General features: G+C 51.2%; 12 protein-coding genes. 5 read left to right on the plus strand and 7 right to left on the minus strand.

The window, feature by feature from the left end:
• Window positions 1–11: 11 nt before the first annotated feature.
• Window positions 12–203 (plus strand): 4Fe-4S binding protein, encoded by a 192-nt coding sequence (locus ACKI61_RS06225; RefSeq protein ID WP_407456893.1) that lies wholly within the window; start codon window positions 12–14, stop codon window positions 201–203.
• Entirely contained in the window at window positions 196–1,413 is a 1,218-nt protein-coding gene (locus ACKI61_RS06230; RefSeq protein ID WP_407456894.1) for a geranylgeranyl reductase family protein, read from the plus strand. Before ACKI61_RS06225 ends, ACKI61_RS06230 begins: the two co-directional genes overlap by 8 nt.
• A gap of 10 nt (window positions 1,414–1,423) precedes the next feature.
• Here the strand turns inward: ACKI61_RS06230 and ACKI61_RS06235 are convergent, their stop codons facing one another.
• A complete protein-coding gene (locus ACKI61_RS06235) occupies window positions 1,424–2,149 on the minus strand; it encodes an NAD(P)H-binding protein (protein ID WP_407456895.1) in 726 nt (241 codons plus the stop codon).
• A gap of 12 nt (window positions 2,150–2,161) precedes the next feature.
• Window positions 2,162–3,262: a histidine phosphatase family protein gene (locus ACKI61_RS06240; protein WP_407456896.1), complete on the minus strand. Its 1,101-nt coding sequence runs from the start codon at window positions 3,260–3,262 to the stop codon at window positions 2,162–2,164.
• Window positions 3,263–3,380: 118 nt separating this feature from the next.
• On the opposite strand from ACKI61_RS06240, the gene ACKI61_RS06245 reads away from it, so the two are divergent.
• The 3 genes from ACKI61_RS06245 to ybaK all read left to right on the plus strand — a co-directional run bounded on the left by ACKI61_RS06245 (window position 3,381) and on the right by ybaK (window position 7,508).
• Entirely contained in the window at window positions 3,381–5,855 is a 2,475-nt protein-coding gene (locus ACKI61_RS06245) for a glycogen/starch/alpha-glucan phosphorylase (RefSeq protein WP_407456897.1), read from the plus strand.
• A gap of 63 nt (window positions 5,856–5,918) precedes the next feature.
• Window positions 5,919–6,983 carry an acyltransferase family protein gene (locus tag ACKI61_RS06250; protein WP_407456898.1) on the plus strand — a complete coding sequence of 355 codons (1,065 nt, stop codon included), beginning with the start codon at window positions 5,919–5,921 and terminating at the stop codon, window positions 6,981–6,983.
• 21 nt (window positions 6,984–7,004) lie between these two features.
• On the plus strand, window positions 7,005–7,508 hold the full coding sequence (ybaK, locus tag ACKI61_RS06255; RefSeq protein WP_407456899.1) for a Cys-tRNA(Pro) deacylase: 504 nt from the start codon (window positions 7,005–7,007) through the stop codon (window positions 7,506–7,508).
• Here the strand turns inward: ybaK and ACKI61_RS06260 are convergent.
• From ACKI61_RS06260 to ACKI61_RS06280, 5 genes are read right to left on the minus strand one after another with little or no spacing between them, the layout of a single operon-like run.
• Window positions 7,468–9,993, minus strand: coding sequence for an ATP-binding protein (locus tag ACKI61_RS06260; protein ID WP_407456900.1), 2,526 nt, complete (start codon window positions 9,991–9,993; stop codon window positions 7,468–7,470). The genes ybaK and ACKI61_RS06260 overlap by 41 nt on opposite strands.
• Complete coding sequence (locus ACKI61_RS06265; protein WP_407456901.1) at window positions 9,990–11,096, minus strand: BMP family ABC transporter substrate-binding protein; 1,107 nt, start codon at window positions 11,094–11,096, stop codon at window positions 9,990–9,992. Before ACKI61_RS06265 ends, ACKI61_RS06260 begins: the two co-directional genes overlap by 4 nt.
• On the minus strand, window positions 11,086–12,183 hold the full coding sequence (locus tag ACKI61_RS06270) for a BMP family ABC transporter substrate-binding protein (RefSeq protein WP_407456902.1): 1,098 nt from the start codon (window positions 12,181–12,183) through the stop codon (window positions 11,086–11,088). The genes ACKI61_RS06265 and ACKI61_RS06270 overlap by 11 nt, the downstream gene beginning before the upstream one ends.
• A 1-nt stretch (window position 12,184) precedes the next feature.
• Window positions 12,185–14,404: a response regulator gene (locus ACKI61_RS06275; RefSeq protein ID WP_407456903.1), complete on the minus strand. Its 2,220-nt coding sequence runs from the start codon at window positions 14,402–14,404 to the stop codon at window positions 12,185–12,187.
• 19 nt (window positions 14,405–14,423) lie between these two features.
• Entirely contained in the window at window positions 14,424–15,851 is a 1,428-nt protein-coding gene (locus ACKI61_RS06280) for a response regulator (protein WP_407456904.1), read from the minus strand.
• Window positions 15,852–15,958: the final 107 nt, after the last annotated feature.

Consider the following 15,958-nt stretch of genomic DNA (forward strand, 5'->3'; position numbering starts at 1 on the left):
TATTCTTCTTTATGAAAAAGCTGCTTCACGACAGAAAGGTTTGCTTGTCCTGCGCAGGCTGCGTGGGCATTTGCCCCAAAATGGCTTTGGACATGTACGGGCTAGACTTGCAGATTGACTCCGAAAAATGCATCAAGTGCGGCATTTGCACCAAGGCATGCCCCGTCGGTGCGCTCACGATTGCGGAGGTCGAAAATGCTTGATTCCAAATACGATGTCGTGGTGATTGGTGCAGGGCCCGGTGGCTCTGTCGCTGCAAGGAACCTCGCACGGGCGGGGCACAAGGTGCTACTGCTCGAAAAACGCGAACGCATCGGGTTCCCAGTGCGGTGCGGCGAGGCAAGCACAACGCTTGCCGACTTGCAGACCTACGGCCCTATCGACGAAAGCTGCATTGAAAGCATTATCAACGGGCTTTACATTTACGGGCCCGCCGGCGTGAACATCGAAGTCCCAAAGCCCGGCACAGGCATCATGTTGAACCGAGAAATCTTTGACCCGTGGCTTGCAAAGCTTGCGGCCGATGATGGCGCCCAGGTGGAAACCTGCGCCCGAGCCGACTTCGTGGGCAAAGTGGAAGGGGATTCCCGCATGATCCGCGTCGTGCTGGGCAAGGGTGACGGCAACGGAAGCGTCACCGAAACCGCCACACAAGAAATTTTTGCAAAGATGGTCATCGCTGCCGATGGCGTCGAAAGCCGCATCGGCCGCATGGTCGGAATCGATTCCGCCCAGAAGCCCCGTGAAACCTGTACAGGCGTTGACATCCAGGTGCAAGGCATTTTGACAAAGCCCGATTACCTGACCTTCTGGCAGGGCCACGACTTCATCAACGACGGATACATCTGGAGTTTCCCGAAGCAGAAGTCGAATGTGACTAACTTTGGCGCTGGATTCTTGGCCACCGGTAACCATGCAGGAAACATTCTCGAAATCACCATGGAATGGCTCGAGAAGCTTTTCCCCGGAGCAAAGATCAACCATACCGTCGGTGGACTTGTTCCTGTATCGAGCGTTCTTAGGGACTACACACTTGACCGATTCGCCCTGGTGGGCGACGCCGCCCACCACACCAACCCGCTCACGGGCGGTGGCATCGCTGCCGCGATGCGGGCGGGCAGATTCTGCGCCGAATACGTGGATCAAGGACTCAAGGCATCCTCCGGCGACGCCGCGAACCTAAGCAAGTGTTTCCTGAAGCAATACGAAAAGCGTTGCTACGACTACTTCGGCAAGATGCACGATTTCGAGTACAAGTTCCGCAAATTCCTGCTCGCCATCAACCGAGAAGACCAAATCGGGCTTTACAAAGTACTGCAGGGCTTCGCGCTCAGCGGATACAAGAAGAGCGCCTTCTTGAAGACGCCCTTTCAGACTGCGAAGTACCTGTACAAGTTCTGGAAGTTCAAGTAAGAACAAATCGTTAAAAAAGATCGTCGACTTTCGTCTTCGCGAGCACACGGTTGTATATAATCCGCTTGCCCATTTTTCCGTCTGTCGCGCACACATGGTCCGTGGGCGGTTTTAAAATTGAAGTCACCAAATGGGCGGCAACGGTCTCGGCATGCACCGGCCGCACAAACGAAGGCAGCCATTCGGGGTGAACCCCAATAGTCTTTTGCAAGAGATCTTCGCCAAAACGTTTATCCTTGTGCTTACCGAGTAAAAGCGATGGACGCACAAGCGTAAGCGTCTCAAAACCCATCATGTCGAGACCTTCTTCGAGCATGCCCTTCAGGCGGTTATAGAAAAAGGGCGAATGGGAATCGGCCCCCTGCGCACTTACACACAGGAAATTTTTCACGCCCGCCTTCTTGGCGATTGCCGAAAGCGACAAGGGAAGTCTCAAGTCTATTCTTTCCTGAGCCGCCTTGCTCCCCGCCAGCTTCTTTGTCGTCCCAAGGCAACAGGCAACGGCATCACAGCCAAGAAAACCCGCATACAGCGTGTCGCGGGCAGCTCCATTCACCTGCTCAAAGTCAACCGGTTCAAACTGAATCTTGGACGCACCCTCGAGAATGCCATAGTCCTTAAGTTCCGGGACCGTACGGACCGGACAATACACAGAAACTACCTGTGGCAAACGCGCAAGTAGCTTAAGTACATTTTTTCCGACAAGGCCCGTTGAGCCCAGGAGAGCGACTTTCATCGAGAGTCCGGATTAATAAGCATCCTTTGTGTTCAGGAATCCCACGTCAACTCCGCGAGCGGGCAGCACCGTGACAAGGCCATCCGCATTGATCACTACTGCAATTCCTGCGACATAGTTAATCCAGCGATAGCTTTCATAAGTCTTCAAATCAACCATGCGATTGGACGCATAAACCGCCAATGGTTCCGTGAGCAAGTCGTGCGTAATCAAAACACTCACGCGTTTCCAATTCGGAAGATTTGCCAAGATCACTTCGTTTATGAACTGGTCACCGCGTTCAAACAGGTCGTAGAAGTATGTGGCGACTCCATGCTGAACGGCATAGTTATTTGTAAACGGAACACCGTACGCCCACTGAGACACATACAAGAAGTTTCCACCTCTCTTAGACACCAGGGCATCGAGCGTATCGGAAGGTACCGTCAGGAAGTAACCTCCATTGATAATGCTCAAGGTATCCACCGTCACGGAAGCTTCGCCATGTCCCTTCGCGATGTTTTCTGCGGTTGTGCGGGTACGCAGGAAGTCGGTAGACCCGAAATAGAAGGACTCGTCGCTTGCAAGCTTTGCGCCGACATCGAGCGCTTGCTGCACGCCCACTTCGGTAAGCGGGGATTCCTTACCCAGGCCCGACTCGCGTTCGGCATGGCGCAGGACGAACACGATCTTGCTTTCGGCGGGCACGGCCTTGTAAATGTCGCCTACATCGTAGAAGCCGTTGGTATCGGCAGCGAGAGCCAAACCCGCCACGGCAGGGTCACGATTGATTGCGGTCTGTGCAACAGGGTTGTCAATGACGGTCGACGAACCCGGATCAGTCCCAGGATTCTGAGTTTCTGTATTAGAGGAATCATTCGGATTAGAGCCAGCATCGGGATTAGTCGCCGGATCCGTTCCAGGATTCGCGGCAGAATCAGAGTCCGACGCAGAGGAAATCGTCTGGTCTGTCGGAGTCGTCGTGTCAACCGACGCGGAAGAACCAGGAACCTGATCGTTCGGAGTAGTCGGCGAAGAAGAGGAATCATCACCACAGCCAATGGCGACAGCCGCAAAGAAAACGGCACTCACGACGGGGAAAGCCTTGCGGGCAATCAACTTTTTCATGTTCATATAGGTTTCCTCAATAACGTTATTCACTCTCTAATTTAACATTTTCTTTTGCCATACCCAGTAAAAAATTCTAAACTTACACTAGAAAAATTTTAACCCTAACCCATAGGACTGTCTTATGGCAAAAACATTCAAGAAAGCAGAAGAAGTGACCGTGCTCGGAAACGACGCGGAATCCTTCCGCAAAGCATTTACCGACCACATCCACCACACGCTCGCCCGTAACAGCGCGACCGTGACGGACCACGAAAAGTTCTTGGCAGTGGCCTACGCCGTACGCGACCGCTTGGTCGACCGCTGGATCAAGACCCAGGAAACCTATTACCAGAAAGACGTCAAGCGCGTCTACTACCTGTCCCTTGAATTTTTGATTGGCCGTACCCTCGGCAACTCCGTTCTGAACCTTGACGTCGAAAGCGCCGTGACCGAAGCTCTTGACGAACTCGGCATGACCCTTGAAGAACTCCGCGAACAAGAAGTGGACGCGGGCCTTGGCAATGGTGGTCTCGGCCGCTTGGCTGCCTGCTTCCTCGACTCCATGGCTACGCTCGAACTCCCGGCCACCGGTATGGGCATCCGCTACGAATACGGCATGTTCAGCCAGAAGATCGTGAACGGCGAACAGGAAGAACAGCCGGATAACTGGCTGCGTCTCACCAACCCGTGGGAAATCGCCCGTCCGTCGAACGAAGTCAAGGTTCCGATGTACGGCTACGTCGTGAGCTGGATGGACGAAAAGGGCAGACTCCGCAACCGTTGGGAAACCAAGGACTACGTGCTCGCCCTCCCCTACGACACTCCGATTCCGGGTTACAAGAACAACACCGTGAACAACCTGCGCCTCTGGAGCGCGAAGTCCACCGACGACTTCGGCCTCAGCTACTTCAACAACGGTGACTACATCGCCGCCGTGCAGGACATGGAACTTTCCGAAACCATTTCCAAGGTGCTCTACCCGAACGACGCTTCCATGAACGGTAAGGAACTGCGCCTCAAGCAGCAGTACTTCCTCTGCTCTGCCTCGCTCCAGGACATCATCCGCCGCTTCAAGAAACTCCACGAAGGCGAATGGAAGGTGTTCCCCGAAAAGGTCGCCATCCAGTTGAACGACACGCACCCGGCAATCTCTATCGCCGAAATGATGCGCATCCTCCTCGATGAAGAAAACCTGGAATGGGACGAAGCTTGGGAAATCGTGACGCACACGTTTGCCTACACGAACCACACCTTGATGCCCGAAGCTCTCGAAAAGTGGCCGGTCAGCCTCTTCGAAAAGCTGTTGCCGCGTCACCTCCAGATCATTTACGAAATCAACGCCCGCTTCCTCCGTCAGGTGTCCCTCAAGTGGCCCGGCGACAACGCTCGTCTCGCCCGCATGAGCCTCATCGAAGAAGGCGGCTGCAAGATGGTCCGCATGGCGTACCTCTCCATCGTGGGTTCGTTCGCCGTGAACGGTGTGGCAGCACTCCACTCCGACCTCTTGAAGACCACGCTCTTCAAGGACTTCTACGAACTGTGGCCTGAAAAGTTCAACAACAAGACGAACGGCGTGACGCCGCGTCGCTGGGTCCGTAAGGCTAACCCGGCTATGTCCGAACTCATCAGCTCCAAGATCGGCGAAGGCTGGGTCAAGGACCTCGACGAACTCAAGAAGCTCGAAAAGTTTGCGAAGGACGCCAAGTTCCAGAAGGAATTCATGGCCGTCAAGAAGCAGAACAAGGAACGCCTCGCCAAGTACCTCAAGGCAACGCAGGGCGTCGATGTCGACGTGAACACGTTCTTCGACGTGCAGGTCAAGCGTATCCACGAATACAAGCGCCAGCTTTTGAACATTCTGCACGCCATTCACCTGTACATCCAGCTGAAGGACGGCAAGGAAATCATGCCGCGCACCATCATGATCGGTGGTAAGGCCGCTCCGGGTTACTGGATGGCCAAGCAGATCATCCGTCTTGCCAACGCCGTGGCCGCTATCATCGATGCCGATCCGGTTTGCAAGGGCAAACTCAAGATGGTGTTCCTCGAGAACTACCGCGTGTCTTTCGCCGAAAAAATCATTCCGGCCGCAGACCTCTCCGAACAGATTTCCACCGCAGGCACCGAAGCTTCCGGTACCGGTAACATGAAGTTCGCCTTGAACGGCGCACTCACCATCGGTACGCTCGACGGCGCCAACGTTGAAATGAAGGAAGAAGTCGGCGACGACAACATCTTTATCTTCGGCCTCACCGTGGAAGAAGTGACCGACCTCCTTGCCAAGGGTTACCGTCCGCGCGACTTCTACGAACACGACGACGATCTGCGCCGCGTGATCGACCTGATCGCTTCCGGCTTCTTCAGCCCCGATCGTCCGGACCTGTTCAAGCACATTGCCGACAAGCTCCTCACCAACGACAACTACCTGCTCTGCGCAGACTTCCGCAGCTACGTGGACATGCAGAAGAGAGTCGCCGAGGAATACCAGGACAAGAAGACCTGGGCAGAAAAGGCAATCCTCAACGTCGCTCGTATGGGCAAGTTCAGCTCCGACCGTACCATCAAGCAGTACGCCGAAGAAATCTGGAACGCCAAGGGCTGCAGCATCAAGCTGTAATCAACGGACAACCTTTAAGTAAAAGTCCGCGACTTCCGTCGCGGGCTTTTTTATTTTTGATTCATGATTATCGACAAGAGCAAGTCTTCAGAACGTGCTGCAGGGCTGGACCTTTTCAGGGTTCTCTCCGTCATCATGGTGTTTATCTTCCACACCCACATTCATCACCATTGCAGCTACGGCCCGCTGAACGGATTTGTTTCGATGGGCGCCATATTCATGACGGCGTTCTTCATGCTTTCTGGATTTGTACTTTACCTGACCTACAACAAGCAGAATCTTGTCGACATTCAGGCGCTTCGAGGCTTTTATCTGAAGAGGCTTTTCGGCATCATTCCGCTGTATTACGTCTCTGCATTAATCTACGTCCTTTGTTTTGGGAACGAAGGATTTACCCAGAAGATACTGCTCGTCCCCATCGATATGCTCGGACTACAATCGACCTTTTCCTCGCTTTTCGAAGTTTCTCACCATGACGGGACATGGTTCATTTCGTGCCTATTGCTCGCCTACGCCGCATTCCCCTTCATGCAAGAAGTCATCAAGCAGATGAGTACCAAGGCAAAGGTTGCAGCCATTTTCGTATGCGCATTCGCCCTCTTATGGGCGCCACTCATCGTCCACAGCTTTTCAACGGATTCCATCTACGCAAGCCCTTTCTACAGGGGCCTAGAATTCTTCATTGGGGCGCTCCTCTGCTCGCTCCCGCAAAAAGCAAAGGTCCTGTATAGTTTCAAGGCGTTCTTCGTTGAACTCATCGGCCTTGTCTTCATCGTTTCGCTCGCGGTACACAACGGGCTCTCGGTCGGCAACTACATGCTCTACAACTGGGTGGCTCTCCCCGCCTTTGCCCTGATGATCACGACGCTTTCCGGGTTACACTCCCCAAGGCTACAGAATTCGTCAATTCTACGCTACGCAAGCGCTGCTTCTTACGCATTCTTTATGGCGCAGACCTTCAACACCAACATCGAATGCTACCTGTTCCGCACCTATGGCATCGAAAACAATTTGGCAAAGATCGCCATCTCGGTTGCCGTATGCAGCTCCATCGCCATTGTCATGCACGAGCTGTTCGAAAAAAAGGCGACACGCTTTCTGAAGAAGAAGTTCAAATCCTATATTTGAGGGAAAAGCAGGTTTTTGTTTATGGAAATCAAGAAGACTAACGCGGCCCGCATCTTAGACCGTCAAAAAATTTCTTATGAACTGATCCCCTACAAAGTCGACGAAACCGATCTAGGCGCGCAACACGTCGCAGACAGCCTCGGCGAAGATATCAACCAGGTTTTCAAGACCATTCTCGTCCACGGCGACAAGATTGGATACCTCATCTGCGTTGTGCCCGGCAACTTGGAGGTAGATCTGAAGGGGGCAGCCAAGGTGAGCGGCAACAAGAAAATAGACACCGTGCCGCTCAAGGACCTGACACCGCTCACGGGCTACATCCGCGGCGGTTGCAGCCCGCTCGGACTCAAGAAGAACTTCCCGATATTCATCCATGAAACCGCGATGAACTTCCCGTACATTTATGTGAGTGCCGGAGAACGCGGCTTACAGCTAAAGGTCGCCCCAGCCGACTTGGTCAAGGCAACCCGCGCCACGGTGGGCGTCATAGCCCGCGTTCCGCCCGAAGCGCCCGAATCAGCATAGCGTATTCATCAATGAATGCCTGATGATTCGCCTTCACGTAATTGATATCGTTCTCCTTGCACGCCATTTCAAGCGCCTTTGCATCAGCAGAGACCTTGTTTGCGCCAATGGTCAGCGATGTACTCTTTACGGCGTGCACCGTGATGCGGTAATACTCAAAATCCTCTTTTTCAAAGTATTCAACTAGCTCGTCCGTCTTGTCTCCATTGACATATTCATCGAGCATCTCGTTGTAGAAGTTCTGGTCGTTCATGCAGTAGGCAAGTCCCGTCGCCGTATCGAGCATATCCGACAAAGTCGTTAGCTTTTCTGCAGAGGCGCTAACGGCTGCAGCAGGAGGATCTCTCTTCTCGCCACCAACCAGCTTCACCAAATGCGCAGGCAGGAACTTTCGAAGCGTCGACAGCAGCACCTCTTCGCGGATGGGCTTTGCCATGTAATCCGAGAAGCCTTCTTCCATGTAGTTGAACTTCGCGTCGGCCACGGCATTCGCCGTAAGCATCACCACGGGGGTCTGCGCGTTGGGATTTTCTTCTAGCTTTTTCATCCGTCGGAAAGCTTCGACGCCATCCATCACGGGCATCATGTGGTCTAGGAAGATGACATCGTAATGCTTGCTCTGGATCAGCTGCAGCGCAATCGCCCCATTGAGAGCGGTATCAATTTGAATCTGGGTATCCTTAAGGAGTCCTGCAAAGACCTTCAGGTTCATCTGCATGTCGTCAGCCACAAGGATTCGCGCATTGGGAGCGACAAACCGATCAAGCGAAGTCTCCAAGGCGTTTGCCTGATCCTTGTACCATTTGCCAAAGTCGCCGAGCGGACTCATGTCGATAACTTGCTGTAAAAGTCGTACCGTAAAGGTGGAACCTTGACCATACTCGCTTTCTACCTCGATGGAACCGCCCATCATATCCAGCAGTTGCTTTGTCAGGTTCAGGCCAAGTCCCGTGCCTTCGATATTTCGGTTCCGCTTTTCATCAAGCCGCACAAAGTTCTTGAAAAGCTTTTCGCGGTCCCTTTCGCGAATTCCGATTCCCGTATCTTTCACCTGGATACAAAGTTCCACCTGATTGGAGGTTTCACCTTCAACAGGATTGTCCTTTACCTTCTCGGCATAGACCGACAGAGTGACCGAACCTTCGTTGGTGTACTTGACCGCGTTCGACAATAGGTTGTTTATGACCTGCTTGATTCTCACCTCGTCGCCAAACAGCGCCGAAGGAATATCCGGAGAAATGTCCAGGTTCAGCTCCAAGTTCTTGTCGCGGGCACGGATGGCAACCATGTTGTAGCTGTCATTCAGCACCGAGAATACGCTGTAGGTAACGGGTAGGATTTCCATCTTGCCCGATTCGATCTTAGAAATATCCAAGATGTCATTGACCAGCGAAAGCAGCGTATGGCCCGCACTCTGAATATTCAATGCGTAATCTCGCAGAGACTCATCCTTGCATTCCTTGAGAAGCATCGAATCCATTCCCAGGATGCCATTGATCGGCGTACGAATTTCGTGGCTCATGTTGGCAAGGAATATGCTCTTCGCCTTGTTGGCGCTTTCGGCATTTTCCTTTTCGCGAATCAGTTCCTTGTTTCGACGCGCCTTCTTTTCGGAAACCACCACATAGACCATCGCAATGGTAAACATAAATATCAAAAGGCCGAACACCCAAAGAATCAAGAAAGAGATGCTGTCCTTTTCTGAGGCAACCACACTTGCGGGCACCACGCCCACCAAGGACACGCCAGGCAACTTGAGTTCCGACTGGAAATAGTAATACTCCGAGCCGTCAATTTCAATGCTCGCCGCAGAAGCGATGGAAACATTCAAGCCGTTCACCAGTTTTTCTCGAACCGCTTGATAGCCCCGATCACCCCACAGCAAATCAATGCCCAGGGAATCATTCGACGACCGGACGATGACACTATCGCTTGCGTCCTTTATGATCGCAAAGCCCTTGCCGCCATAGCACACCACGCCAAAGTTCTTGATGATTGTCTCTTCCTTGTAAATTCGGAAAAGAACGTACTTGATGTTCTTTCCGCTGTAGACAGGGGCCGAGAACATGAGCCCCTTGCCTCGGGAGTAGCTTATAAATTTTGAGCCATGGAACGATTCCGGTATTCCCTTGAAGTCCGAAGCAAGAATAGTCGTGGTGTCCCTGGAATATATCATTTTGCCGTTCAGGGCAATGACACCGTAGTAGAACTCCCCATTAGGATCCTGCTGTGCATCGAGCAACTTGTCCATGTCATTCATATCGGCAGAAAGACTTGCCGAAAGGCCCGTCAGCGATTTAAGTTCTAGAACGAGCCGGTCGCCTGCCGCATACGCATAGTTTTCGGCCTGGTATGCCACCTGCTTTTCCGCATAGTTCTGGAACAGGCTCGAAAACTTGACACGAAGCAACACCCCTACCAAGAGGAGAACCAGAACAAAGAATAAGATTCCGATTAAGGGACGAGCACCAAACTTCTTGATCATGGCTCAACCGCACCCTTTATAAGCCATTCCATGTCACCGCGCAAAATCTCGTCGCCGATGGACTCTCCTTCTTCGGAATGAATCTTGCCTTCGCTATCCACAATCTTTCCAGAGAATATATTGTACCCTTCCTTGATCTTTTGGGCAGCAGAATCGACTAAAGCCTTCACCGAATCGGGAACCTCGCTCGAATAGAACGAAAGCCCCACGGCGCCCTTTTCAAGCCCAATCCAGTAATCCATGTTTTCGTTATCCTTCTTCTGGATATAATCCTGGATGAAATCCTTATAGATGATGCCCCAGTTGATAGCAATGGAGCTCAGCATCTTGGGCGAGAACCTGTTGTTTTCCACATGGTTTCCGATGCAATACAGGCCTCGCTTTTCAGCTACTTCGATAATGTAAGCCCGATCTTGATGGAATCCAATCACGTCGATTCCCGAGCTATCGATAAGCTTATTCGCATTTTCAACTTCCATTTCGCCTTCGTTCCAAGAATTTGTCCAGCGCACATAAACCTGAGCTTTGGGATTGACGCTTTGAACACCCAAGATAAATGCGTTCAGCCCCCTATACACTTGGATGTTTTTCATGGCCGCCACATAACCCACATGGTTGGTCTTCGTCATCGCACCGGCTACGACGCCTGCAAGGTACCGCGCCTGATATATGCGGGCAAAATACGCCTTGTAATTGGGGGCGCTATATTCCCAGTTGATGCCATAGAAAGTCACCTCCGGATGCGCTTCGATGACATCCTTGATGAGGATCGGGTAGCTATAGCTTGTAAGGACGATAATCTTCAAGCTGTCGGCGATCATATCGTTTACGGCCTTGAGAAGCGGCTCACGTACTTCAGGGATGTCTATTGTAAGAGTGGACTGTACAGAGAGACTGTCGCAGGCCGCACGGATTCCCTTGTAATGAGTTTCATTCCAGCCGTTATCAGCCGTATCGCTCAGCAGAACAAAGCCTACACGGAGTTTTGGAGCCTTCGCCATCTTATTGGACTCTTCGTTCCCGATTTTGTCAAAGGACACGAACAGCAGCACAAAAAAAGCAATGACCGCGACCAAGGTCGCTATGGTTATTTTACTCTTCATCGATCTTTACCCCCTTTACGAACCAATTGAAATGATTCAGCATATCATCATCAGACATACTTTCTCCTTCGTTGATGCGAATCGTTCCTGCATTGTCTTCGATGGGTCCGTAAAAGACATCGAAGGATCCTTTCTGTATCTTTTCCCGTTCGATTGCAACCAGAGCAGCCGCTTCTGGATTCACATGGCTCGTGAATGGAGACAAATCGACGATGCCCGAACTAAAGCCGTCCCAATAGCTCCGTCCCACAAACTTTTTCTTCAACACCTCCAGAATGTGCGGAGTGTAGAATTTTTCCCAGCGCCACACGGGGGCGGTCAAGAAATGGTTCGGGTAGAACTCGGCATTATCCAAATTGTAACCCACAACCCATATGCCAAGGGAATCCGCAATCCGCATCGGCTCACGGCTATCGGTATGCATGGCAAGGACATCGATATCATATTTGGCAAGAAGCGAGCGCGTTGCGTGTGCACAAGCAGAATCGTCTTCCCACGACTTGCTCCAGCGAACAATCACATTTGCATCGGGGTTTGCCTTTTTCACGCCCATGGTAAAGGCGTTGATGCCGCGAACGACTTCTGGGATGTCAAAAGCGGCCACATAGCCGATATTGCCCGTTTTGCTCTGCTTGCCAGCAACGATTCCCGAAAGGTATCGCATCTGATAAATGCGACCGAAAAAAGTCGACACGTTCTGCGAAGACTTGATGCCCGACGCATGGAAGAATCTTATATCGGGATGCTGAGCGGCGACATTTTGAAGATAGGGTCCGAACTGGAAGGAATTCGCCACGATAATTTTCGCACCGGCTCCAATCAAGCCCTCCATCACACCCTCTGACGACTTGTCCGCAGGAATATTTTCGCGGAACAGGACTTCCAGATTCAGTTCCTTGGCTGTTTTTTGCATGCCTTCGTAGTGGGACTGTCCCCAGCTATGGTCATTGATGTAACCATTCATGATCACTGCGATTTTCGTCTTTTCACGAGTGATGTCGGTATTTTTCTTTTTCACATTAGTCGCAAGCAACCCTGCCATGATGACAGCAATGATTACCGCAGAAATAATATAGACCCATTTCACGTTACAGCTCTCCAACAGCAAGAAACTTAGATAATTTATCTAAAATCATCTTATAAGATTTCATACATTTTTCGTGCTGGCTACGAACAAATTCAAGATTTCCTTCTTTACAGGCACTTTCCAGCGCTTTGGCCATCTCAGAGAGCTGAACCGCTCCTATGGTCAACGACGTACTTTTCAGCGAATGAATGGCTATCCGGTAGTTTTCGACATCGCCCTTCGCAAGGGAATTATCCAATTCAACACTCCGGTCGTTCTTTGCGTATTCGGTAAGCATCTCTCGGTAAAAGGATTCATCGTTCATGCAATACCCAAGCCCCGTTGCCGTATCTAAAAGGTTCGAAAGTACACCCATGGGCCCGCCTTCGCTTACCGCACCGGACTTTTCTAGAGATGAACCCTCAACGATCAGTTCCTTGGGCAGAAACTTCTTCACCGTCGCAAGCAAGACCTCTTCGCGGATTGGCTTGGTAATGTAGTCGGTAAAGCCCGCCTGTATGTAGGCATCCTTTGCGCCAACCACCGCATTCGCTGTAAGCATCACCACAGGCGTTTTCTGGATATCGAAACCCTTTAAATCCTTCATACACTGAAGCGTTTCAATCCCATCCATTACCGGCATCATGTGATCCAAAAGAATCAGATCGTAATGTTTTGCCTCCACCAGTTCAAGGGCATCTTCGCCATTCGTCGCCGTATCAATTTTTATTTCGGTATCCCTGAGAAGTCCGCACACCACCTTCAGGTTCATGGGGACATCGTCCACGACTAGCAACCTAGCATTTTTCGCCTTGAACTTCCGGACACAAGAATTGACCGATATAAATTCCTTGTGCCGTTCCAAGAAGTTCCCTATCAAAGCGTCCCCCTTCACGGTCTGCGGGATCCTTACTTCAAAAACGGAACCAGAACCATAAACGCTCTTCACCAGCACTCGGCCGCCCATCATCTCCACCAGTTTTTTGGTGAGATTAAGCCCGAGCCCCGTCCCCTCGATATTTCTGTTGCGGTCAAGATCAATGCGTTCAAAGCTCTGGAACAGCTTGTCGCGATCAACGGAACGGATTCCTATTCCCGTATCGGCAACAACAATGACCAGCTCAATTCGGCGATTGCCATCCTCATCGGGAAGCGCCTTGAAATCTACCAGCAAATCCACCGTTCCCATCGGCGTGTACTTGACGGCATTCGAAAGCAGGTTATTCACAATCTGGCGCAGGCGCACTTCGTCACCATCAAGCCGCGATGGAATTTTCGGGTTCACATTGATGTTGAATTCCAGGCCCTTGCTTTGGGCGCGCGGATTAGCGACGCAATAGCAGTCGTTCAGCACCGAAAAGAGATCGTACTCCCCAACCAGAAGCTCCATCTTTCCCGACTCGATCTTGGTGATGTCCAAGACATCATTCACCAGGGACAATAGCGTGTGCCCTGCGTTCTGGATGTTACGGGCGTATTCAAGAAGTGAATCGTCCTTACATTCCTTCAAAAGCATCGTGTTCATTCCCAAGATGCCGTTGATGGGGGTACGGATTTCGTGGCTCATGTTCGCAAGAAAAAAGCTCTTCGCCATGTTCGCCGATTCCGCATTCTTGCGCGCTTCCTCGGCCTCGGCCCAAGCCTTGCTGAGTTCGTCGGAACGCTGCGCCTTTTGGCGGGCGTTCTCCAAATTTTCAAGCAGACGGTGCGTAAGGCGCGCCACCGTGATGCACACCAGCGTCATAGCAATGGATTCAATCAAGAAGCCCGCCGACCTGGACACCCACCAGAAAAGGTCCGACGAAAATTCACCATGGTTAGCGCCCGACGCCCTAAAGAAAAGCGACACGACAATCAACAGATAGCTAACAATCGATATCTTGAGCGTGAACGACGCATCGAAGAACAATAGGCTTGTCACCATGGCTAGAGCATAAGTCATATAGACGCCAATATTTTCGTTGACGGCAAGCATTGCAATAATACTCGCCATGCCTAGCACACAAAAATAGCGGCGCGTCTTTAGCGAAGCATTCATGCGTTCGATGAATGTCGGCAACCACAAGATGACAAAGGCGATTGCCGTTAAAAGGTTCAATTCATAATAGTCGATTTTAAATAGCCCGATAACGTTTCCGAGATAAATCAGCGGAAACATGACCCAAAGCCAGCGCATCACGAGCGTGAGCGTCTTCAAGACCCGGCGATCGTTCTCTTCAAAAATATCATTAGATTCCATCATCTGTTTTCGAAGACTCCCATCACAAGGTCAGGCCGTCGTCACGCATTTCGTAACGGACATCGTCGTCAATCATCTTGAGCATCACATCTGCAAAGGTCGGATCAAACTGGTGGCCACGGCCCTTCACGATTTCTTCGCGGACAGCGCTCTGGGGCAGCGCCGCACGGTAACTGCGACGGCTGCTCATGGCATCGTAGGCATCCGCTACGGCAATGATGCGGGCAATTTCGGGAATCTCGCAGCCGGAAAGGCCTTCAGGATACCCCTTGCCATCGAAGCGTTCATGATGGAAATGCGCACCAATTTCAATATTCGGCATCTCGGTGATGTTTTTCAGGATGTCCACCCCGATGCTTGGGTGCTGCTTAATCGTCTCGTACTCTTCATCCGTGAGCTTCGAACTTTTGTTTAAAATGTTATCCGGAATTCCAATTTTTCCGATGTCGTGCAGAAGCGCCACAAAGTAGATTTCATCCTGATATTCGATGGACTTTCCTGCGCGGAGGGCTATTTCTTTGCTGTACTTTGCCACGCGACTAGAATGACCGTTCGTGTAGCGGTCCTTGGCGTCAATCGCCGAAGCGAGGGTCTTCACGACCTGCAGCGACAAGATTTCATGCTTGCGGCGACTCTCTTCCAGTTCCGCAGTCCGACGCTCCACTTCACTTTCAAGATTGACCTGCAACTTGCGAAGCGAAAGAATTCGCTTGATTCGCTCTAGTACCACTTCAGGAACAAACGGCTTCTGGATATAATCCAAGGCCCCTTCCCTGAACACACGGACTTCCGTTTCCCTATCGCTGTCCGCCGTTAAAAATACGACCGGCAAGTCGCTACAGGCCTTCATCTTGCGAATTTCAGACAGCAGTTCGAAGCCATTCATACCGGGCATGTGCACATCCAAAAGCACAAGCGATGGGCGCTCCATCGAAAGACTGTTGAGCGTTTCCTGATAGTCCTGAGCCAAGATGACATTGTAGGTGGAACTCAACATGTGCTCAGCGAGTTTCAAATTCATGCGGTCATCATCAACGACCAATATCGTATCCCTGGAATCGGTCTCGGCATCAGCAAAGGCCTTGTTGACGCGTTCCAGCATTTCCGGCCCATACACCGGCTTTGAAATGAAATCCAGAACATTCAGACGGCGTGCAACGTCTTCATACCTGCTAAACTCGTTGCCAGTCAGGAAAAACACCCTTGTGTCGGCAATGGATTTCTCCGCGCGAATTTTTTCAAGGGTTTCAATTCCATTAAGACGGGGCATCTCAATATCCAAAAGGACTAGGTCGATTCCTCCGCGATTCTTCAAGTAGTCAATACAAGCTTCACCAGACTCCACCGTCACGACGCTATAGCCATCTTTCAGCAACACAAATTCGGCCAATTTTATAGAAATACGGTCGTCGTCCACAATCAAGATTGTCTTATTATGATAAATAGTCAAGTTAAATCCTCTTTACATTACAAATATATATTAGAAATCGCCATGAGAAACGTATTTCTCCCCAAAATAATATGCAAATGTGATGAAAATCTCACAACAGCTTTTTT

It is taken from the genome of Fibrobacter sp. (assembly GCF_045601785.1).
Lineage (GTDB): Bacteria > Fibrobacterota > Fibrobacteria > Fibrobacterales > Fibrobacteraceae > Fibrobacter.

What these genes read in the sequence shown, in the direction of transcription:
- ACKI61_RS06265 (WP_407456901.1), bottom strand. Translation starts at nt 11,096, where the DNA reads ATGAAGAGTAAAATAACCATAGCGACCTTGGTCGCGGTCATTGCTTTT.
- ACKI61_RS06230 (WP_407456894.1), top strand. Translation starts at nt 196, where the DNA reads ATGCTTGATTCCAAATACGATGTCGTGGTGATTGGTGCAGGGCCCGGT.
- ACKI61_RS06275 (WP_407456903.1), bottom strand. Translation starts at nt 14,404, where the DNA reads ATGATGGAATCTAATGATATTTTTGAAGAGAACGATCGCCGGGTCTTG.
- ACKI61_RS06240 (WP_407456896.1), bottom strand. Translation starts at nt 3,262, where the DNA reads ATGAACATGAAAAAGTTGATTGCCCGCAAGGCTTTCCCCGTCGTGAGT.
- ACKI61_RS06260 (WP_407456900.1), bottom strand. Translation starts at nt 9,993, where the DNA reads ATGATCAAGAAGTTTGGTGCTCGTCCCTTAATCGGAATCTTATTCTTT.
- ACKI61_RS06250 (WP_407456898.1), top strand. Translation starts at nt 5,919, where the DNA reads ATGATTATCGACAAGAGCAAGTCTTCAGAACGTGCTGCAGGGCTGGAC.
- ACKI61_RS06245 (WP_407456897.1), top strand. Translation starts at nt 3,381, where the DNA reads ATGGCAAAAACATTCAAGAAAGCAGAAGAAGTGACCGTGCTCGGAAAC.
- ybaK (WP_407456899.1), top strand. Translation starts at nt 7,005, where the DNA reads ATGGAAATCAAGAAGACTAACGCGGCCCGCATCTTAGACCGTCAAAAA.
- ACKI61_RS06235 (WP_407456895.1), bottom strand. Translation starts at nt 2,149, where the DNA reads ATGAAAGTCGCTCTCCTGGGCTCAACGGGCCTTGTCGGAAAAAATGTA.
- ACKI61_RS06225 (WP_407456893.1), top strand. Translation starts at nt 12, where the DNA reads ATGAAAAAGCTGCTTCACGACAGAAAGGTTTGCTTGTCCTGCGCAGGC.